The organism is Meiothermus hypogaeus (assembly GCF_003574035.1).
Classification (GTDB): domain Bacteria; phylum Deinococcota; class Deinococci; order Deinococcales; family Thermaceae; genus Meiothermus; species Meiothermus hypogaeus.
Map to the genome: position 1 here is coordinate 16,600 of NZ_QWKY01000022.1, position 19,950 is coordinate 36,549.

The 19,950-nt window shown below is 59.9% G+C and carries 18 protein-coding genes; 13 read left to right on the forward strand and 5 right to left on the reverse strand.

Going from position 1 to position 19,950, the window contains the following annotated elements; translation table 11 throughout:
• Positions 1-19 precede the first annotated feature (19 nt).
• The 9 genes from Mhypo_RS07635 (at position 20) to Mhypo_RS07675 (ending at position 7,737) form a co-directional block, all read left to right on the forward strand.
• Positions 20-805, forward strand: coding sequence for an ABC transporter ATP-binding protein (locus Mhypo_RS07635; RefSeq protein WP_119340707.1), 786 nt, complete (start codon positions 20-22; stop codon positions 803-805).
• A gap of 57 nt (positions 806-862) precedes the next feature.
• Positions 863-1,618 (forward strand): ABC transporter ATP-binding protein, encoded by a 756-nt coding sequence (locus tag Mhypo_RS07640; RefSeq protein WP_119340708.1) that lies wholly within the window; start codon positions 863-865, stop codon positions 1,616-1,618.
• Positions 1,615-3,522, forward strand: coding sequence for an AMP-binding protein (locus Mhypo_RS07645; protein ID WP_119340709.1), 1,908 nt, complete (start codon positions 1,615-1,617; stop codon positions 3,520-3,522). The genes Mhypo_RS07640 and Mhypo_RS07645 overlap by 4 nt, the downstream gene beginning before the upstream one ends.
• A gap of 175 nt (positions 3,523-3,697) precedes the next feature.
• Positions 3,698-4,768 carry a branched-chain amino acid ABC transporter permease gene (locus tag Mhypo_RS07650; protein ID WP_119340710.1) on the forward strand — a complete coding sequence of 357 codons (1,071 nt, stop codon included), beginning with the start codon at positions 3,698-3,700 and terminating at the stop codon, positions 4,766-4,768.
• 104 nt (positions 4,769-4,872) lie between these two features.
• Positions 4,873-5,208, forward strand: coding sequence for an Asp23/Gls24 family envelope stress response protein (locus Mhypo_RS07655; RefSeq protein WP_119340711.1), 336 nt, complete (start codon positions 4,873-4,875; stop codon positions 5,206-5,208).
• A 101-nt stretch (positions 5,209-5,309) separates the two neighbouring features.
• Entirely contained in the window at positions 5,310-5,768 is a 459-nt protein-coding gene (gene nusB, locus Mhypo_RS07660) for a transcription antitermination factor NusB (protein ID WP_119340712.1), read from the forward strand.
• 39 nt (positions 5,769-5,807) lie between these two features.
• Positions 5,808-6,674 carry a bifunctional methylenetetrahydrofolate dehydrogenase/methenyltetrahydrofolate cyclohydrolase FolD gene (gene folD, locus Mhypo_RS07665; protein WP_119340713.1) on the forward strand — a complete coding sequence of 289 codons (867 nt, stop codon included), beginning with the start codon at positions 5,808-5,810 and terminating at the stop codon, positions 6,672-6,674.
• Positions 6,675-6,729: 55 nt separating this feature from the next.
• A complete protein-coding gene (locus Mhypo_RS07670; RefSeq protein WP_119340714.1) occupies positions 6,730-7,179 on the forward strand; it encodes a divergent PAP2 family protein in 450 nt (149 codons plus the stop codon).
• 87 nt (positions 7,180-7,266) lie between these two features.
• Entirely contained in the window at positions 7,267-7,737 is a 471-nt protein-coding gene (locus Mhypo_RS07675) for a CAP domain-containing protein (RefSeq protein ID WP_119340715.1), read from the forward strand.
• On the opposite strand, the gene Mhypo_RS07680 is transcribed toward Mhypo_RS07675, so the two are convergent.
• From Mhypo_RS07680 to Mhypo_RS07695, 4 genes are all read right to left on the reverse strand, one after another.
• Positions 7,734-7,973, reverse strand: coding sequence for a hypothetical protein (locus Mhypo_RS07680; protein WP_119340716.1), 240 nt, complete (start codon positions 7,971-7,973; stop codon positions 7,734-7,736). The two genes, Mhypo_RS07675 and Mhypo_RS07680, sit on opposite strands and share 4 nt — an antisense overlap.
• A 467-nt stretch (positions 7,974-8,440) precedes the next feature.
• A complete protein-coding gene (locus tag Mhypo_RS07685) occupies positions 8,441-9,499 on the reverse strand; it encodes a GNAT family N-acetyltransferase (RefSeq protein WP_119340717.1) in 1,059 nt (352 codons plus the stop codon).
• Entirely contained in the window at positions 9,496-10,731 is a 1,236-nt protein-coding gene (locus Mhypo_RS07690) for an MFS transporter (RefSeq protein ID WP_119340718.1), read from the reverse strand. Before Mhypo_RS07690 ends, Mhypo_RS07685 begins: the two co-directional genes overlap by 4 nt.
• Positions 10,724-11,302, reverse strand: coding sequence for a winged helix-turn-helix domain-containing protein (locus tag Mhypo_RS07695; RefSeq protein WP_170148242.1), 579 nt, complete (start codon positions 11,300-11,302; stop codon positions 10,724-10,726). Before Mhypo_RS07695 ends, Mhypo_RS07690 begins: the two co-directional genes overlap by 8 nt.
• Before the next feature lie 216 nt (positions 11,303-11,518).
• Between Mhypo_RS07695 and Mhypo_RS07700 the strand changes: the two genes are divergently transcribed.
• Together Mhypo_RS07700 and Mhypo_RS07705 are read left to right on the forward strand one after the other, a co-directional pair.
• Positions 11,519-13,576, forward strand: coding sequence for a (Fe-S)-binding protein (locus Mhypo_RS07700; protein WP_119340720.1), 2,058 nt, complete (start codon positions 11,519-11,521; stop codon positions 13,574-13,576).
• Positions 13,577-14,183: 607 nt separating this feature from the next.
• Complete coding sequence (locus tag Mhypo_RS07705; RefSeq protein ID WP_119340721.1) at positions 14,184-15,329, forward strand: ABC transporter ATP-binding protein; 1,146 nt, start codon at positions 14,184-14,186, stop codon at positions 15,327-15,329.
• Between the two features lie 550 nt (positions 15,330-15,879).
• Here Mhypo_RS07705 and Mhypo_RS07710 read toward each other — a convergent pair.
• Entirely contained in the window at positions 15,880-16,821 is a 942-nt protein-coding gene (locus tag Mhypo_RS07710) for a carbohydrate kinase family protein (RefSeq protein ID WP_119340722.1), read from the reverse strand.
• Between the two features lie 717 nt (positions 16,822-17,538).
• On the opposite strand from Mhypo_RS07710, the gene udk reads away from it, so the two are divergent.
• Entirely contained in the window at positions 17,539-18,195 is a 657-nt protein-coding gene (gene udk, locus Mhypo_RS07715; protein WP_119340723.1) for a uridine kinase, read from the forward strand.
• Positions 18,192-19,928, forward strand: a complete 1,737-nt coding sequence (locus Mhypo_RS07720; protein WP_119340724.1) for a DUF5693 family protein — start codon at positions 18,192-18,194, stop codon at positions 19,926-19,928. Before udk ends, Mhypo_RS07720 begins: the two co-directional genes overlap by 4 nt.
• The last annotated feature ends 22 nt before the right edge of the window (positions 19,929-19,950 follow it).

The window sequence follows — 19,950 nt, forward strand, 5'->3', positions numbered from 1 at the left end:
CTGAGACAAGGTTTGCCCTATGGCTGAAATTAACGTCGAAAATCTGAAGGTGGTCTACCGGGGGGTCATCCTGGCCTTGCAGGGCGTGAGTATGCGGGCTGGAACCGGGGAGGCCATCGCGCTTTTGGGCCCCAATGGGGCCGGGAAAAGCACCCTGGTGCGGGCCATGGCAGGTTTGCTGCCACAATACGATGGCCGTGTCCTGGACGGCAAAATTGTCATCAACGGCCAGGAAGCCAACCACCTGCCCGCCCTCAAGGTAGCCGAACTGGGCCTGACTGCGATCCTCGAGGGTCGCCCCATCTTTCGCTACCTGACCGTCACCGAAAACCTGCGGGCTGCTGCCCACAAGCTGTCGCCTCAACGTCAAAAGGAAATTACCGACGAAATCTTCACCCGGTTTCCACGCATCTACGAGCGCCGCTTTGAGCAGGGGGGTTACCTTTCGGGGGGCGAGCAGCAGATGCTTCTGCTGGGCATGGCCCTCCTCACCGAACCCAAAATTCTGGTGGTGGACGAGCCCAGCCTGGGCCTTTCGCCCAAGCTGACCGAGGAAGTCATGCGGGTACTTGACGAACTGCGTCGCGACAAGGGCCTTACCCTGGTGCTGGTCGAACAGAATGCTCGGGCGGCTTTTTCCATCGTAGAGCGGGTGTATGTGATGGAGCAGGGCCGGGTGGTCTTCGAGGGCACAGCCCAGGAGGCCCAGGCCGATGCCGACGTGATGGAGTTCTACTTGGGCGGCGCGGTGGCGGGGGGGTTCTCCGAGGCCAAGCGCTACCGCAGGAGGAAGCGATGGGTATGAGTTTAGGGGAAGCCGGTCGTCTTACCCCTTACTTCACGGGGCTTGCGGGAGGACGTTATGTCTAAGGTGCTGCTGGAAGCCCAGGACCTGCACCTCTCCTTCCGGGGCGTCAAGGCGTTGGTGGGGGTGAGTTTTAGCGTTTCGGAGGGGGATCTCTTTGCCGTAATTGGCCCCAACGGGGCGGGCAAGACCAGCCTGCTCAACGTACTGTCGGGGTTATACAGGCCACAGCAGGGCCGGGTGGTGTTCCTGGGCGAAGACCTGGCCGGGCAGAGCCCCCAGGCCCGGGTGCGCAAGGGGCTGGGCCGGACGTTTCAGAACCTCGAGCTCTTTCGGGGTATGACCGTGCTGGACAACGTTAAGCTGGGGGCCGAACTGGCCGTGGGGGGCTACACCGACCTGGCCCCCAAAGCAAGGCTCGAGTGGAAAATTCGCCGCCATGCCGAAGAGGTGCTGGACTACCTGCACCTCTCTCCCTACCGCCACGCCCCCGCCGGGGCCCTGCCCTACGGCCTGCAAAAGCGGGTGGAGGTGGCGCGGGCTTTGGCGGGTCGGCCCAAACTGCTGCTCCTGGACGAGCCCATGGCCGGCCTTAGCCTGGAAGAAAAGCAGGATCTGGCCCGCTTTTTGCTGGATGCAAGGCGTGAGTGGGGGGTAACGCTGGTGCTGGTTGAGCACGACTTAAAAGCTGTACTGGAGCTCTCTACCGGTGTGCTGGTCATGTCCTACGGCGAGGTGCTGTACCAGGGCGCTCCGGCGGGGGTGCGGGAGAACCCGCGTGTGGCCGAGGCCTATCTGGGGAGGAGCGCATGAACCGAACCCTGGTTGAATTCTTGGCCCATTACGCCGAAACCAAACCCAATGCCCCTGCCTTGCGGGTCAAGCGCCTGGGGGTGTGGGAAACCACCTCCTGGGCCCACTTGAAACAGACCGTGGAGCAGCTTGCCGGTGGGCTGTTGCAACTGGGGTTGGAGCCGGGCCGGGTGCTGGCCATCCTGGGCCAGAACGCCCCGGAGTGGGTTATTGCCGAGATGGCTGCGCAGACCGTTGGGGCCATGCCCATGGGCATCTATGCCGACGCCATGCCCGAGGAAGTGGGCTACTTTATCGAGTTTTCCGAGTGCCAGGGCATCGTGGTTTCGGACGAAGAACAGCTCGATAAAGTGCTGCCGCACCTGGAAAAACTAAAGTTCGTGCTGGTCTGGGAAGAGGCCGGTATGAGTAAGTACTGGAACGAGCGCGTGCGGCCCTTTAGCAGTGCCGTAGCCCTGGGGCAGACCGCCCAAAGCCAACAGGCCGTGGGGGCTGCTAAGTCTGGGGTGGGGCCCGATACCATCGCCCTTCTGGCCCCGACCTCCGGCACTACGGCCCGAAGCAAACTGGCCATGCTGACCCATGCCCAGTTGATTGCGGGCGCTGAAGCAGGCCGCGAGACCATCAGCATCCGGGGTGGGGAATGGGTCTTTTCCTATTTGCCGCTCCCCTGGATTGGTGAGCAGATGCTCACGGTGGTGCGTAACCTTACCGATGGTACGGTGGTTCATTTCCCTGAAGACATGATTACCGTGCGCGAGGATGTTAAAGAAGTCCAGCCCGACTTCTACCTGGCCCCGGCGCGGCTTTGGGAGGACACAGCGGCCCTCGTGCGCAGCCGCATGGAAGATGCCGATGGACTGAAGAAAGCGGTTTACCGCTGGGGCATGGGGGTTTTGCTCGAGTGCGCCCAACGCGAGTTCCGCAAAGAGCCCATTGGCTTTGGCCTGAACCTGGCCCGGGCCCTGGCGTATCCGTTGATAGCCCGCCCAATCCGTGCCCGTATGGGCTTGGCCGCCTGCCGCATTGCTGCTACTGGGGGTGCGCCTTTGGGCCCGGAGGTCTTCACCTTTTTCCGCGCCCTGGGCGTGGATATTCGCCAGGTCTATGGCCAGTCCGAGACCGCCGCCACCAGCGTGGCCCATCTGCCCGGCGATACCCCGCCCGAGACGGTGGGCAAGCCCCTGCGCAACACCCAGGTGCGTATCGCCGAGGACGGCGAAATTCAGGTCAAGGGTGGGCAGGTCTTTACGGGTTACTTCAAAAACGAAGCCGCTACCAAGGAAACCTTTACCGAGGACGGCTGGTTTCGCACGGGCGATGCCGGCTTCTTCAACGAAAACGGCCACCTTGTGCTCCTGGGCCGGCTCAAGGAAGTGGGGGCCCTGGCCGATGGAACCCGTTTTGCCCCGCAGTTCCTGGAGAATCGTCTCAAATACTCGCCCTATATCCGCGAGGCGGTCGTGATCGGCCACGGAAAGCCCTTTGTAACTGCTCTGATCGAGCTCGACCCCGAGAATACCCAGAACTGGGCACGTAAACGCGGCATCGTCTTTTCGACCTATCAAAGCCTGACCTCCAACCCGCAGGTCTATGCTCTGATCGCCCAAGAACTCAAAATGGCCTGTGAGAGTTTGCCGGACGAACTCAAGGTGCGCCGCTTTGCTATCCTGCCCAAGGAACTCCACGCTGACGACGAGGAAATTACCCGCACCCGCAAGGTCAAGCGCGGTACGGTGGAGTCTCGCTATGCGGGCTTGCTGGCGGCTCTCTACGATGGCTCCAAACAAGTCAAGCTCAGCCTGCCCATCCGCTACCTGGAGGGCCAGGGAACCCTCGAGGCCGAAGTTCAAATCGCCGATGTGGGCGAGCCGGTAGGCCCGGGGCAGAAGGTGGGGACGTGATGGAGTGGGGTAAAAAGCGAGGGCCCAGGGGGTGGTGTAGCGGCCCGGGATTGTGTGTCCCGCCATTCACTACAGACGCTGAAGGACAGGGAAAAGTGTGCGCCCACTTCAGTATCATTGTGCCCAACCCGTCTATTGTCTCTATGATGTCGCTCAGGCTGGAGGAGACCCAAGCATGTACCGCCTAAGCCAATCCCTTACCGATGCCTTTAGCCGTCGTTTTTCCCGTACGGTGCGCGAAGACTACCGCCAGGACGAAGCCTATGCCAGCACCCCACAGGGCCGCTTCTGGCTGGTGATAGCGATAATCAGCCTGCTCGTGATGCCCTTGCTGTTGCCGCAGTACCCGATGTTTGTTGCTACTCAGATTCTGGTGGCCGCTCTGGCCGGGCTGGGCTTGCACTTGCTGGTTGGCGGTGCAGGCCAGATTTCGTTGGGTCAGGCGGCTTTTGTGGGAATCGGCGCCTACACCTCCAGCCACCTCACAGGTGATTTGGCGCCCCTGGGCATTCTCGCGGGGGGATTGATCGCTGCGCTGATTGGGATCGTACTGGGGATTCCCTCACTGCGTATCAAAGGCGCTTATTTGGCCATTGCTACCCTGGCCTTCCAGTTCCTGGCCGATTATATTTTCAAGCGCTGGACCGACTTTACCGGTGGGGTGGCCGGTCGCAAGCTTCCCGCCGAAGGTACCTTTCTGGGGCTGCCCCTGGCCGACGACCGGGTGGTCTTCTACCTGGGGCTGGTCTTTGCTATTCCGATGTTTTTCTATGCCAAACGCCTGCTTTCCACCCGGGCTGGCCGGGCCTGGTTTGCCGTGCGCGACAACGACCTCTCGGCCCAGCTTTCCGGCGTAGATCTGGTGCGCTCCAAGCTCACCGCCTTTGCCCTCTCGGCTTTTTATGGCGGCATTGCCGGGGGCATCTTGATGCACCTGATTGGCGCCGTCACCCCGGAAAACTTTGTCCTGTCCTTTAGCATTCAGTACCTGGCCATCGTGATTGTGGGTGGAGCCGGCACCGTGCTGGGGGCAGTGCTGGGTGCTTTCTTCATCGTGCTTATCCCCGAGACCCTGAGCGTGATTGCCGGGGCCTTTGGGCCGCAGTACGTGGCGCAGCTTTCGGCCTGGCGCAGCGTAGCCTTCGGAGTACTGATTCTGCTCTTTCTGATTCTGGAACCCCGTGGGCTGGTGGGTCTGTGGGGCCGCATCCGGGACTACTTTAGAACCTGGCCACTACCCTATTGAATAGGGATAGAGAAACGGATGCAGAGGTCAGGAAAGAGTCAATGGAGGCCCTTGTGTCTTACCGCTTTTTTGTGCTCTATATGTTTAGCAGGTAAACTAAGTACATGGTGGACTACGACCTTTCCGAATCGGCCCTGATCAGCCTGGTGGTGCTGGCACTGGAAGGGCAAAAGGGGCTCAGGCTGGCCCAGGCAGGCACCCGAAGTGTGGGGGATGTGCTTTCTGGGCGTCGTTCGCGCCCGGTGCGCCTCGAGCGCGAAGGTGATAGCCTCACGATAGACCTCAACGTGAGCGTCGACTACGGGAAGCCCGTGATGGAGGCGGCCAAGGAAGCCCAGCGAACCGTGGCTGAAGCCATTACGGCTTCTACCGGTCTCAAGGTAAAGGCCGTCAACGTGACGGTGGTTTCGGTCGAATACAAGGAGCCCAATGCAGCTTAGGGTCGAGAGAACAGGGTACAAGGGAGATACTAGCGCTTCCCTCGAGTACGCAACCCGCCTCGGCCCCGACCCCCACCTCGCCATCCCCATGTGGAGTGTTTATGCGGCGTAAGGCCCGTGAACTGGCCTTTAAGGTGCTCTTTGAGCACGCGGTCGGCGGGGTTCCGCTCGAGGCCGCCTGGCAACACGCTACCCAGGAACTCGAGCCCGATGAGTCCGACCAGGATGCCGACGTGCTCGATGCCGAAGGGCTTCTGTTTGCCCGCCAGTTGGTGCAGGGCTACCAGAGCCAGCAGGAAACCATTGACAAAATCCTGGCTGCCACCATCGAGGGCTGGAGCTTTGCCCAGATGGCCAAGACCGACCTGGCGGTTTTGCGGCTGGCCGCCTACGAGATGCTCTTTGAGCCCACCCCCCACGCCCCCCTGATCGAGGTGGCCGTCAAGATCGCCAAGCGCTACGGCGGCGAGGACTCGGGGCGCTTTGTAAACGGCGTATTGGCCCGGTTGCTCAAGCGCATCGAGGCCGGGGAGCTGCAAGCGGTTTCTAAGGACGATTAGTCGGCAGTTGCTGGTTTATTGTTTCTCTCGAGGTTCGCTATGCTAGAACTTTCCGGCCCCCCGGTGGCCGAAGCGGTCTATCAGGAATTGCAAGTCCAGTTGTCGAAGCTGCCCTATGTGCCCCATCTGCGGGTGGTTCGGCTGGGGGAAGACCCGGCCTCGGTTTCGTATGTGCGCCTCAAAGACCGGCAGGCCAAGAAACTGGGCTTGTCCAGCCAGGTGGATGTGTTTCCCGAAAGCACTCCTCAGGACGAGCTGCTGGCCCATATCGCCCGGCTCAACGCCGACCTCGAGGTGGACGGCATCCTGGTACAGTCGCCGGTGCCCAAGCAGGTAGATTTCAATACCGTGCTGGAAGCCATCAGCCCCCTGAAGGACGTGGACGGCCTGACCCCTACCAACGCAGGGCGCTTGTGGATGGGCCTGGAAGCCCTGGAGTCCTGTACCCCTGCCGGGGTGATGCGCATATTGAAGCACTACCAGATTCCTCTGGCGGGCAAGGAAGTGGTGATTGTGGGCCGCAGTAACCTGGTGGGTAAGCCACTTGCAGCCTTGATGCTGCGAGAGAATGCTACCGTAACGCTGGCCCACTCCCGCACCCGGGACTTGCCCGACGTCTGCCGCCGGGCGGACGTGCTGGTAGCGGCGGTGGGCAAGGTGGGGCTAATTACGCGAGATATGGTGCGCCCCGGCGCGGTGGTGGTGGATGTGGGCATCAACCGGGTGGGCCAGAACGAAAAAGGCCGCGACATCCTGGTGGGGGATGTGGCGCCCGATGTATCCGAAGTAGCCTCGGCCCTGACGCCGGTGCCGGGGGGTGTGGGCCCAATGACGGTGGCCATGCTGCTCCATAACACAGTTAAGGCAGCCATCCGTCGCCGGGGTTCACCCTTAGGCGGAGGCTGATTGTCTACCCAGGGCCAGAGGCCAGCCCTGCACAATGAAGGTAGAATGAAAAGCAGTGACCGAGCTTCTTGCTAACCAGGTGTTATGGACGGCCATTCTGGCCAGTGTATTTGCGCAGCTCCTCAAGCTCTTCATTTACTACCTGGTCGAGCGCCGCTGGGAGTGGGAACGCCTGGCCGAAACCGGTGGCATGCCCTCCTCCCACTCGGCCACAGTAGCGGCGCTGGCGACCGGGGTGGGAATTACCGAGGGTTTGGATAGCGCCTTTTTTGCAATTGCCGTGGTGCTGGCCATCATCGTCATGTACGATGCTACCGGCATTCGCCGGGCCGCGGGGCTGCACGCCGAGCGTTTGAACGACCTGTTTGAGGAGTTTCGGGCCGTGTTCGAGCACGGCCCCCGGCCCGAGCCTTTGAAAGAGCTGCTGGGCCACACCTACCTCGAGGTTGCGGTAGGAGCGACCCTGGGAATCATCTTCGCGGTTGTCAGTTTCGCCCTGTTGTAACCCATTTGCGCCCATCGCCCTGGCCGTTACGTTAAGGATTTTGCCTGTCCTGGTCGGGCGAGTGTGTGGTAGTTTCTTGATATCCCTATGAAGCGGGCTTGGTGGGTGCTAATGGTTTTGGGCTTTTCCGCTGCCATGGCCCAGCCTACCGTCCAGCTGGAATCCCAGGTTCTTTCCCTCATCAACGAGGCCCGGGCCAGCGGTGTGGCCTGTCGCGGGGGTGGGGGTGGGGTTCCTTTGCCGCCCTTACGCTACGATGCCACTCTGGCTCAGGCCGCCAGGGGCCACGCCCTTAACATGGGGCGCTACGGTTTTATGTCGCACTATTTCCAGGGCGTAGGGCCCCGGGTGCGGGTGGCCCGGGCGGGCTATGGCTACCTGCGCATGTCGGAGATTATCTTCAAGGGCCGCAGCAGCGACCCGGCCAGGGCAGTACGCTGGTGGCTGCGTTCGCCGCCCCACTGCCGGGCCATCATGAACCCCTACTACACCGAGTTTGGGGCGGGGCTCTCGAGGGTGGGAAACGCCTGGGCGGTGGTGTTGGCCCAGCCCCACTAGCGTTGCTGTGCTAGGCGCATAATGACCAGCATCCCCACGCTTTGCAGGAGCGGGAAGGACATCAGGGTAATGGCCCCCGGCCACAGCGCAAAAAGCCCCACGGGGACTACCGTTGCCACCACCCCGATCCACATCAGGTCGATGCGGTTGCGCTCCCGCAGCAGGCGATAAATGATATAGTTGTTGAAAGCAGCAAACACCAGGAGCAAAACCCAGGCCAGCACAAAGGTATTCATCGCCCCGCATTTTATACCGGATTCAAAAACAGATTTTGCGCGGTTGTGTTTGGTCAGTCCCGCACAGTAAAATCTTGATCTAGCTTACTAGAACTGTGTGTTTATCGAATCAATTCAACTTTGTCGCCATGTCAATCGAACAATCTGTAGATATTTGGGTGAGAGTTTGCGCTTCAAACCTGGCTCGAGGTTCTCAAAACAGGGCGTTGGGGAATTCCTGCAATGACGAGATTGGGCTTCAATACAGCATTTCAGGCACAATGCGCCAAGCAACCCTACATAGTCCTTTAGAAACACACTTTTATCTCTACCCGATGTTATTTCTTTGCTTAGGACAGGCTTTTGGGCCACCGCGTAAAATTAGAAAACCAAAAAAACCATAGGTTGTCTTTTTGAATCCTGGAGCACACCCCTCCCGAACCGGGTTGATTCGTTACCATTCGGTACCGAATCAACCGAATCTGGTATTACTTGGGTTCACCCTCCAGCCAGGCCCGCACCCGTGTGGTCTCGATCTGCCAGGTGGCCTGAGCAATGTAGGGCTGGAAGCCCAAAGCCTGGTTGATTTTGAGCATGGGGGCGTTGGCGTCGGCATTGCCGGTGCGGACGAAGCGAGCTTCTGGCCGCTCGTGCAGAAGTTTGTCCAGCATGGCTGCCTTCAACCAGCGCCCCAGTCCCTTGTTGCGGAACTCAGTCAGCACGCCAGTGCCCTGCTGATTGATAATTTGGGGTCGGCCCTTGTGCCAGGTAATCTCGGTGTAGCCTGCCAACTGGCCGCTAGCTTTTTCGCGCACGACCAGCGTCCAGCGCTCATTGCCAGCAGCAAAGAGCATCTGTTCAATCTGCCGCAAAAGTTCTGGGGTGAGCTGAAAGTCTTCTACCTGAAGGCTGCCCCTGGGGGCGGTATTCATCACGTCCATCAGTGCAGCAAAAGCGGTCAGATGTTCCTGGGGGTAGGCCCCTTCCCAGAACAAGAGTTCGAACTCCACGGCCTTTTCCTGGCCTTGCTCGAGCCAGCTTTTGACCAGGTGCTGGTCTAGCTCCCGTAAGACGAGCTGGTTGGTGTGGCTTTCCAGGGCTTTCTCCGCTCCCAGCTTTTGCATCAGGGCCTCGCCCCAGGGTACCCGGCTATTGGTAGAGGTGATAAGCAGGCTGCGCCCCGCCTGTTCGGCGACCTCGGTAATGTGGCGCAGGAGTGAAACCTCGAGGCCCCGCTCGCGAAACTCTGGCAGTACATCGAGGTTGAACTGGGCCGCATGGCGATTTTGCTCGAGCTGCACAATCTCTATACTTCCAACTGCAACAAACTCGGTTCCTTCGGGTTGTTCCATCCCCCACATCCGCAGATCCACCACCGGCGGAATGTTCCGGGCTTGTTGAATGGTTTCTTCCAGCGAGCGAGGGGGGTCGTCGGGGGTGCGCTCTGCACGGATCAGGTTGGTGAAGTTGTTGAGGGCCACATAATCCGCATGGCTGGCGAGTCGGATGTCTAATTGCCGAATCCTCAGTTCCCAGGCTGTTTTCATTTGCTACCTCCTACCACTGTTTGGGTGGCTCTGTCCCTAAACACCCAGAACGCCGCTGCCCCAGCCACCACGGCCAGGATGCCAGCTACTACAAACACTTCCCGCACCCCAATCCAGCCTGCCAGTACCCCCGCAAGAGCCATCGAGGTCAGGTTGGCACTACCAATCACCGCGCCCAGTGCGGCCCCCACGCGGCCCCTGGAATGGTCGTCTACCGAGGTCTGCACCAGGGTGCCGATTCCGGCTTGCACCGGAGCCCCCAGCAACCCAATGAAGAACAACAGCACCAGCACATGCCACAGCTGCTCCACCCCCGCGATCAACCCGACCATCAAGCCCATCCCCATCAGGCCTATGCTGACCATGTGGGTGGGCTTGAGCCGCAACGCGAGCAGGGCCACCACTCCACCGGCCAGAATCATTCCGGCGGTTTGCGCTGCCTGCACCAGACCAAACAGAGTGGTAGGTACATTAAGGTCGTTGGTGAGCAAGGGGATAAACAAGATGTTCACCGCGCCCAGCCCCAGCATCATCACCCCCGCGCCGGTCAGGGTTCCGCGCAATATGCGGGAATGCCCAATCGTTCGCAAACCTTCCCAAAGCAACTCGAGTACACGCCTGGCTTGTGCTTGTCCGCCACCCTCCAGCCTGGGTACCTGTACCAGCAGCACCAGCAAAAAGGAAAAAGCAAATGTGGCAGCATCTATGACAAAAGCCGGCCAGTAGACCTTGAACGACCCAATCAAAACCCCTGCCGCCGAGGCCCCCAACATCCCGGCGATGATGCGGCTGGTCTGGGTGATGGAGTTGGCAGCCAGCAGGGCCTCTTTAGGCAGAAGCTGGGCAATTACCGCGCCCCGTGCCGGCCCAAAGAAAGTGCCCGCCGCCGATTGTAAAAAAGCCAGCACATAGAGTACCCACATATGCTCCACGCTGTCTACCAGCACAAAACCCAGTACCAATAAGGCCCGCACGGAGTCGGAAACCAGCATGATTTTTTTGCGCTCGAGGCGGTCTACATAAACCCCTGCCACCAGCCCCAGGGTGACCTGGGGAATAGCCAGCACGATGGCCATGGTAGCCAGAGCCGCCGTGGAGCCGGTGAGCTGATTAACCATGATCAGCAAGGCCAACCCGGTCAGGCCGTCCCCAAAGTCGGAGATGCTCTGGGCCAGCCAGAGGTTGCGAAAGCCCTTGTATTGCAAGGGATTGGCCAAGGCAGGCCTAGCCATCGTCGCCTTCCATGACCTTGGCCTGGGAATGCGGGTGGAAGGCGATGAGAAAACTGTAGGGCTGGGCTTCCTCCGATGGGTCTTCGCTGAATTGTTTGAGCAACTGGTTGATTTTTTCGATGAATTCCTGCGCTTGCTGGGGGGTTATCCTGACCAGGGTGCGCCCCAGCACCAAGCGCTGGTGTACAGGGTGTTCGTCGCCAACCCGAATCAGGCCGCTTTCCAACCCCTTCTGGATGTCAGCGCTAACCCCGTCCAGCACGTTGTGCAGGATTTGGGTCAGGCTGTGGTGGTTGTTCTTGTCTACCCCAAGCAGCTTGCGGTCGATGCTGTAGTGCCTGGCTGTAACCTGATACTGCTTTTCAATGATGCCCGAAACCACCCGCGTTGCGACCACCCGGATTAGACCGTGCGCCTCCATCTGACCGATGTGGTAGTAGAGCTTGGTGGGGGGCATTTTGAGCGACCGGGCGACGGCTTTCACAGTGATGGGCTGGCGCATGAGCTCGAGGATTTCCAGTCGTAAGGGGTCGGTGAGCACCTTGACCGTCTCCAGGTCCCGAATGATCATTTGATCGGCGGGTTCAGGGGGGGAAGGCTCGGCTTGTTTGGCAGATTTAGACATTTATTTTTCTCCAATCATTCAAAAACTTTTTAATGATAATATTCCTTTGAATAATCGTTGTCAATCTCTTGGAATTTTGAACAAGCAGGTAAGCTTGATGCCAGAAGTTGGAAACGCTAAACTTGTACCAAGTTCAATTTAGTTTGGACGGGAGAACAAAGAATGTTGACCACCCCCGAAAAAATCGCTTTCTTGCTCCTGGTACTGGCCTCGCTTTACTTTGGCGGTGGTGCGCTGCTGCGCGTATACCGGGCCATCCGCCGGGGCCAGCCAGAAGACCGCTTCGATAATCTGCCCGCTCGGCTCGGTAGGGCCCTCTGGCAGACCCTCACCATGCAGACCGTCTTCAAGAAGCGGCCCTGGGTGAGCCTTCTGCACGCTTTCGTGTTCTATGGCTTTGTCTTTTACCTGACCGTGAACCTGGTGGATGTGCTCGAGGGCTTCTTTCCCTTCAAGGCCCGGGGGGGCTTCTGGAACGGTTACAACCTGATAGCCGACCTTCTAACTGCCCTGATCCTGGTGGGCATTGTGGGCCTGCTAATAAGGCGCTACTCCGGGGCCGGGCGCAAGACCTTTCAGTGGAACGAGAAAACCCCCCTGCACGAGAAGGTGCGCCAGGGCATCCCCACCGATAGCGCCATTGTGGGGAGTTTCATCTTATTCCATGTGGGAAGCCGCTTGCTGCACAAAGCCGCCCAGGCCGCCAACCTGGACTACGGCCCCGACCCCTTCCAGCCGGTGGCCAGCCTGGCCTCGGCCATCTTCCTCTGGGTGGACGTGGACCGCATCGTGATTTTTGAGCACGTTTTCTGGTGGTTTGCCATTGGCTCCATCCTGCTCTTCATCCCTTACTTCGCCCGCTCCAAGCACATTCACCTCTTTCTGGCTCCCCTCAACCTGGCCTTCAAGAAGGAAAAACCAGGGGCCCTCTTGCCCATCGCCAAAGACTTTGAAGAGCTGGAAAAGCTGGAAAAGTTCGGGGTGGCTAGGCTGGAAGATTTTAGCTGGCCGCGCTTACTGGACGCTTATAGCTGCATCATGTGCAACCGCTGCCAGGAGGTCTGCCCGGCCTATACCACCGGTAAAGCCCTCTCCCCGGCAGCCATCCTGATTAGCGAGCGCTACGAGCTGAACCAGATTTTGCCTGATTTTGCCGCAGGCAAGGAGAGCCCCCGTCCCCTGATGGACTTTGCCATGAACGAAGAGTCCATCTGGGCCTGTACCACCTGTAATGCCTGCATCGAGGTGTGCCCGGTGGGCAACGAGCAGATGCTGCACATCCTGGACGTGCGGCGCGAGCGGGTGATGATGCAGGGCGAGTTTCCGGCCCAGCTGAACAATGCCTTCAAGGGCATGGAGCGCAACGGCAACCCCTGGAACCTGGGGGCCGATAAGCGCATGGGCTGGACCGAGGGGCTCCCATTCGAGGTGCAAACCGTGGCCCAGAACCCCGAGGCCGAGGTGCTCTACTGGGTGGGCTGTGCACCGTCCTACGACCCCCGGGCCCAGAAAACCGCCCGGGCCTTTGCCGAAATCCTGCACGAGTCCGGGGTTAGCTGGGCGGTGCTGGGCAAGGAGGAAAAGTGTACCGGCGACGCCGCTCGCCGGGCCGGCAACGAGTTCTTGTTCATGCAGCTCGCTACCGAGAACGTGGAGACCCTGAACGCCGCGATGGAGGCCAAACCCAAGACCATTGTGACCACCTGTCCTCACTGCTTCCACACCCTCGCCAACGAATACAAAGACTTTGGCGGTCAATACACCGTCAAGCACCACTCCGATTACATTGCCGAATTGATCGATGCGAAGAAGCTGGAAATGATCCCGATGGCGGGTGAAGTCACCTACCACGACCCCTGCTACCTGGGGCGGCACAATGGGGTGATTGCCGAACCCCGGCAGGTAATCCAGGCCACGGGCCTCAAGCTGCATGAGCCAGGACGTCACGGTAAGGAGAGCTTCTGCTGTGGGGCCGGCGGGGCGCAGTTCTGGAAAGAAGAAGAGCCTGGAAACGAGCGGGTTTCTACGAACCGCTACCGCGAACTCAAGGGCACGGGCGCCCACACCATTGCGGTGGGCTGCCCCTTCTGCATGCAGATGATGAACCTGGAAGCCACCCAGGAACCCGAAGGCCAGGCCCCCCGGGTGCTGGACATCTCCGAGCTGGTGGTACAGAACCTTAAACGCCAGCCCGCCAAAGCTGGTGAGGCCACCGATTAGGCTATAGGTGGGTTTTGCTACACTGAAGCCATGCCCAGGCAGAATCCGGTTCGCTAGGCGACCTTTGAAGAGTTCCTCGAGCAGGAGACAAAGTCCCAGACCCGGCACGAGTTTGTGGACGGGCTTATGCTTGCCTTGGCAGGTACAACCGATTATCGCAACCGTCTGGTCACCCGGTTTTTATACCAGATTCGGTTAGTTCGTCACCAAAGGGTGACGAACTAACCCGACCGAAGGGAGTGCTCTATGATTCAAAAGACAGCCTCTGGTGTTTTTGGTTTTGTAAACTGTCTTTTTGAATCCGGTATAAAAGGCTGGAAGTCTTTTGGCGGATGGAGGACGGTGGCTGGCGCTACGAGCTCATAGAGGACGGAGCCGTAAGGCTGCCCTGTGTCAATGTTGCTCTGAGCCTCGATGAGCTTTACCGTGGAGTACCGGTTGGATAGCCCACAGCGGGTCGGCGCTTGAAGTTTGCTCCTGTAGCCAGGTAAACTACCGACGTACCAGCAGCAATCCCCGATGGGCTCGCCAGGGCGAGGTCTCACAGCGCGGGAACTGGGTACAGGCTGGCGCTCTGAGCAGCACAGCTTCAAGGTAGGAGGCCATAATGGCAAAAATTCGGTTGGAGCACGTCTACAAGAAGTATGGCGGCAAGGTTACGGCGGTCAAGGATTTCAACCTCGAGACCGAAGACGGCGAGTTTGTGGTCTTTGTAGGCCCCTCAGGCTGCGGCAAGACCACCACCCTGCGCATGATTGCGGGTCTGGAGGACATCACCGAGGGCAAGCTCTTCATCGGCGACCGGCTGGTGAACGATGTGCCCCCCAAAGACCGGGACATTGCCATGGTCTTCCAGAACTACGCCTTGTACCCCCACATGAACGTCTACGAGAACATGGCCTTTGGGTTGCGGCTGCGCAGGGTGCCCAAAGACGAGATTGACCGCCGGGTGAAGGAAGCCGCCCGCATCATCAAGATTGACCACCTCTTGCAGCGCAAGCCCCGCGAACTTTCGGGGGGTCAGCGTCAGCGGGTGGCCATGGGCCGGGCCATCGTGCGCGAACCCAAGGTGTTCTTGTTCGACGAGCCCCTCTCCAACCTCGACGCCAAGCTGCGGGTGGAGATGCGGGCCGAAATTTCCAAGCTCCAGCGCCGCTTGGGGGTCACCACCGTCTACGTGACCCACGACCAGGTCGAGGCCATGACCCTGGGCCAGCGCATTGTGGTGATGAAGGACGGCGAGGTCTTGCAAGTCGATAGCCCCCTGAACCTCTACGACTTCCCCGAAACCAAGTTTGTGGCCGGCTTTATCGGCTCCCCCTCGATGAACTTCATTCGCTCGAGGGTGCAGACCGAAGGCGGTAGCGCCTACTTTGTGGGTGAGGGGTTCAAGGTCAAGGCCAACGGTACCCTGGGGGCCAGCCTGATGCCTTACAACGGCAAGGAAGTCTGGATGGGCATTCGCCCCGAACACATCGGTCTCAAGGGCTGGACCAGCATTCCCGAGAGCGACAATGTGGTTAAGGGCAGGGTCGAAATCGTTGAACCTCTGGGAGCCGATACCGAAGTGCATGTAGAAGTGGGGGGCCACATGCTGACCGCCAAGGTAGACGGCCACGCCATGGTACTGCCCAGCGACACCGTTGAACTGCTGGTAGACACCAGCAAACTCCACGCCTTTGAAGTGGATGGGCACGAAAAGGCCATCGGTCACGCCATGGCCCAGGACACCCGTTCAGCGGCTCGAGTCTAGCGCTACACGAGAATACCCGGTACAGCGGCTTTTGCTGTGCCGGGTACATTTTGCGATAGTTGCTCATGGAATTGGCGTGGATCGTTATGTTTTTCACGTCATTGCAACCCTGAGGCCAAGCCGATGGGGAAGCCATTCAGAGCATCTCATTGGCCGGGCTTAGCGACCCGCTGGATTGCTTATACCAGATTCGATTGATTCGTTACCGAATGGTAACGAATCAACAGGGCCGAAGTTATCCGCGTAGCGGAGGGCGATACCGCCCCTTGGAAGTTATCCGCGTAGCGGAGGGCGATACCGCCCCTTGGAAAGCGAGACGCTTTCTTCGCCGACCGACAGGGAGGTGTGTGCTCTAGGATTCAAAAATGACAACCTACAGTTTTTTTGGTTTTGTAAACTGTCTTTTTGAATCCGGTATTAGTCGGCCCAGGGGCCTCCTTGCAATGACCCCAGAAGGGCTTGCACGAGTTGCTGTAGGGCTTTCAGCCTTCGGCTTTGGGCTTTCGGTCAACTCGAGGTGTGATTCCGGTGATGTATCTTCTGGGTGTCTTTAGCCAAAACGTTCCCACCAGGCATGCAAGGGCTGCTCGGGCGGGCTGGCGCCTTCCACGGTGCAGGTAATGGCCGCGAGGTGATTGCTAGAGGAAAGGATTACCGGGAGCTGGGTTCCATCCCAGGATAAAAGCTCCATTCTGGAGCCGATTTCCTGCTTCATCATGCCGTAAATAAGCCCTGCCATGAAGGCATCCCCCGCCCCAATGGTATCTGCTACCGCGACCTTGACTCCGGGAACCCGTATCATCCGGGTACGAAAAGCGGCCATGGCCCCGGTGGCACCCAGGGTCAGCACCGTGACCGGGGCCCCAAGCTCAACCAGGTGCTCGAGCAAGACCTGCGGATCGTTGGGGGCGTGCGGAAAGAGGAGCTGAGCGTCGCTCAGGCTGGCCTTTAGCACCGAAACATAGGGCATGTAGCGCCGAAGCTGCTCCCAATAGGTTTCATTGGGTCGGGCGTGTAGGTTGGGGTCGAAGCTCACCAGCACATCGTATTCACGGGCAATTTCCAGCAGGTTTTCGATGCCAGCAATGTTGCGGGGTTCAAAAGCCGATAAGGAGCCAAAGTGAAACCACTTGGCCCGGGCCATGGCCGCACTATCGGGGCTGAACTGGGTACTGCCAAAAGCCCGATAGAAGCTGAACCGGGCGTTGCCTTCCGGGTCTACCTCAGCCACGCTCAGGGGGGTGGGTACGCCGGGAAGCTGCTGGATAAAACGGGTTTCAATTTTTCGCTCGGCAATGCGGGCGATGGCCCATTCACCCAGAAAATCCTGCCCAACCTCGCTCACAAAGCGGGTCGGTGCGCCCAATCGAGCCAGGGTGGAGGCTGTGTTCAAAGCCGAGCCGCCCAGCCTGCCGGTATAGGCTAGGCTTGCGCGCGAGTCCGCATTGCGGCCAATGAGGTCAACCAGTACTTCGCCGGTCAGGACGATCATCTTCGCCCAATACTCTAACAGACTCGGTGGTGCCCAACGTCCTTGCGGGGTCGGTTCAGTCCTCATCGGACGCTTTATGCATGGATCTGGATTTTTGATACCAGATTCGGTTAGTTCGTCACCCTTTGGTGACGAACTAACCCGACCGAAGTTATCCGCGTAGCGGAGGGCGATACCGCCCCTTGGAAGTTATCCGCGTAGCGGAGGGCGATACCGCCCCTTGGAAAGGAGACGCTTTCTTCGCCGACCGACAGTGAAGGGCCATCGGCCCCCGGCTAGCGCCGGTACTCAAGGGAGGGGTGTGCTCTAGGATTCAAAAAGACAGCCTCTAGTGTTTTTGGTTTTGTAAACTGTCTTTTTGAATCCGGTATGATTCGTTTCGAGCGCAGGGCACCTGGTACATCAGGGCTCCGGAAGCATTGAGCTGGCCTTCGGCCTTCAGCTTTTTGGCTTCAGGTTATACTGTAGAGCGCTCTTCACATAGAAGGAGCCTCTCGAGAATCAAGAATCCTCTATCCCAGACAGAACAGTTGCCACCCGGAAACTCGAAACCCAAGCGTGGGCCGGGCCCGGCCCACGCTTGGGTGCATAACATGCGTCTGGGTGCAGACACATTCTCGTTTTCGCGGGCGGCAACATCTGTGAAGGGCGCGATAAACCACCTTTAGCGAAGCCTTTGCTGATGTTAGAGCCTACCCAGGCTAAACCACGCAGCGTATGATTGGCTTTGTGAGTCGGGCTTTTGTGATTGGAATTGCCGGGGGCACCGGCAGCGGCAAAACCACCGTGACCGAGGCGGTGATTAATGCGGCAGGGCCAGAGCACGTAGCCTTGTTGCCGATGGACAACTACTACAAAGACAACGCCCACCTGCCCTTTGAGGAGCGCCTCAAGCAAAGCTACGACCACCCCGATGCGTTTGACCTCGAGCTCTACCTGAGCCATATCCGCCAGCTCGTGGCGGGGCTACCGGTGGAGATTCCGGTGTACTCCTTCAGAGAATACACCCGCTCCCAGGAGACCATTCTGGTGAAGCCCGCTCCGGTGGTGGTGCTCGAGGGCATCCTGCTGCTGGTGGATGCCACCCTGCGGGCCCAGATGAACCTCAAGGTGTTTGTGGACACCGACGCCGACGTGCGTTTTATCCGGCGCTTGCAACGCGACATCGTCGAGCGTGGGCGTACCGTAGAGAGCGTGATTCAACAATACCTGGAGCAGGTTCGTCCCATGCACCTGTCCTTTGTGGAGCCCTCCAAGCGCTACGCCGATGTGATCATTCCCCATGGGGGGCATAACGAAGAAGCCCTGGCAATGCTCACAGCACGGGTACGAAGCCTGGTTCCCTCGAAGGTGAATCATGGGGGGCGTTCGTGAACCTACGCAGTCTTTTGCGGCTGGCGGTGTTGCTCTCGGTGGTGCTGAGCTTGCCCGCGTTGCTGCCGCGGATGCAGGCCGAACGTCCGGGGCCGGTGGTGCTTATTATGGACGGCGAGGAGGTGGCCGACCAGGCCCGCTTCACCGGCAAAACTTTTTTGCAGGTGATACGGGAATACCAGGCCCTGGGGGTGCAGGGGGTCGCGCTGTATGAACAATCGGTGCGGAACTGGGTGAGCCGAGGGCTTCTAACCTATCATCCCTCCAATACCCTGCAGCTGCTTTATCCCAACGCCCAGATCAAGCCTGGCTGGTTCTACTTGACCGGCCCGGTAAGTCTCCTGGAGGCCATGGTGGCGCGGTGGAATATCCCCACCGAGCGGGTGTTGATTGGCACCCAGACCTGGCTGGCCACGCCGGTCAACGTGGACTTTTTCCCGGCGGGCTACGACCTGGCCCTGGCCCGCGAGCTCAAGGCCCAGGGTTTTTACCTGGTGGCCCGGCCTTTTGACCACCCCTATCGCAAATACGACGTGGAGTTGGTTCCGCCCGAGGCCGATGCGGTGGTTTTTGCGGGGCTGGACGTGCTGGGCTACAAGGACAACCTCGAGGTCGTGGCAGCCGGCCTGCAAGGCAAGCCCATGGCCTGGATTGAGGGCACCCCCCAGCGGGGGTTTGCGCAGCTCAGCCAGACCCTGCCGGTCAAGCGGCTCTTCAGCATTCGGCCCGAGTGGCAGGACAAGCTGACCCCCGCCGAAACCGCCGATAAGTTTGTGCTGGCTGCCCGAGAGCGCGGGCACCAGTTGCTCTACCTGCGGCCCTACAAACAACCGAGCGATACCGAGGCTTTTCTAACCATCCTGCGGCGCGACCTCGAGCGCTCGAGCATCCCCATCGGCACGCCCACCGCTCGCGACTTCAGCCCTTCGCCGCTGCGCTTTGTGGCCCTGGTGGGCATTCTGGCAGGTCTGGCCTTGCTGGCTGTGGGGCTGCCGCAGCCCTGGGGCATTCCAGTGGCGGTACTGCTCACCCTGTTTGCCCTGGGGGTAGCCCGTGGAGACGCAGGGCCCTTGTTGGCCGCGATGGTGTTCCCGGCGCTGGGCTTCCTCGAGCGCCATCTGCCGGGTTTGCGTTTGTGGTTGGCGGCGGTGCTCTACTCGCTGGCCGGGGTGGTGTTCCTGGCGGCCCTGGGCAGCACCCCCCAGAGCGTGCTGGGCCTCGAGCCCTTCCGGGGGGTCTCGCTGACCCTGGTGGTACCGCCCCTGCTGGTGGCGTTATCGTTCCTGCCTGCTGCTTACAAGCCTGCCCTCAACGCGCTGTACAACCATCCCCTGAAGTTAGGCGAGGTGGCGGTGGCGCTCCTGGGGTTGGCGGTGGTTGGGCTCGCGGTGCTGCGCCGGGGCAACGACGCGGCCCCCTCCATCGTGCCCGAGTGGGAGTTGCAGCTTCGGGCCTTCCTGCAGGACGTGATGGTGCGGCCCCGCTTCAAGGAGATTTTCGCCCACGCCCTGGCCCCGGTGGCGCTGCTGCTGCCCTGGCCGACCTGGCTCAAAAACGTCCTGCTGGTGCTGGTAGCGGTGGGGATGGGCTCCATCCTGAACACCTTTTCGCACTACCACACGCCCCTTAGCATTTCTTTTTTCCGGGTGCTGAACGGCCTTCTGATTGGCCTGGCGGTTGGCCTGGTGGGGGTCTGGGTTATCCGGCGGGTGCGTGAATGGTGGTTCAAATAGAAGCATTTAATCCCGGGGCGTG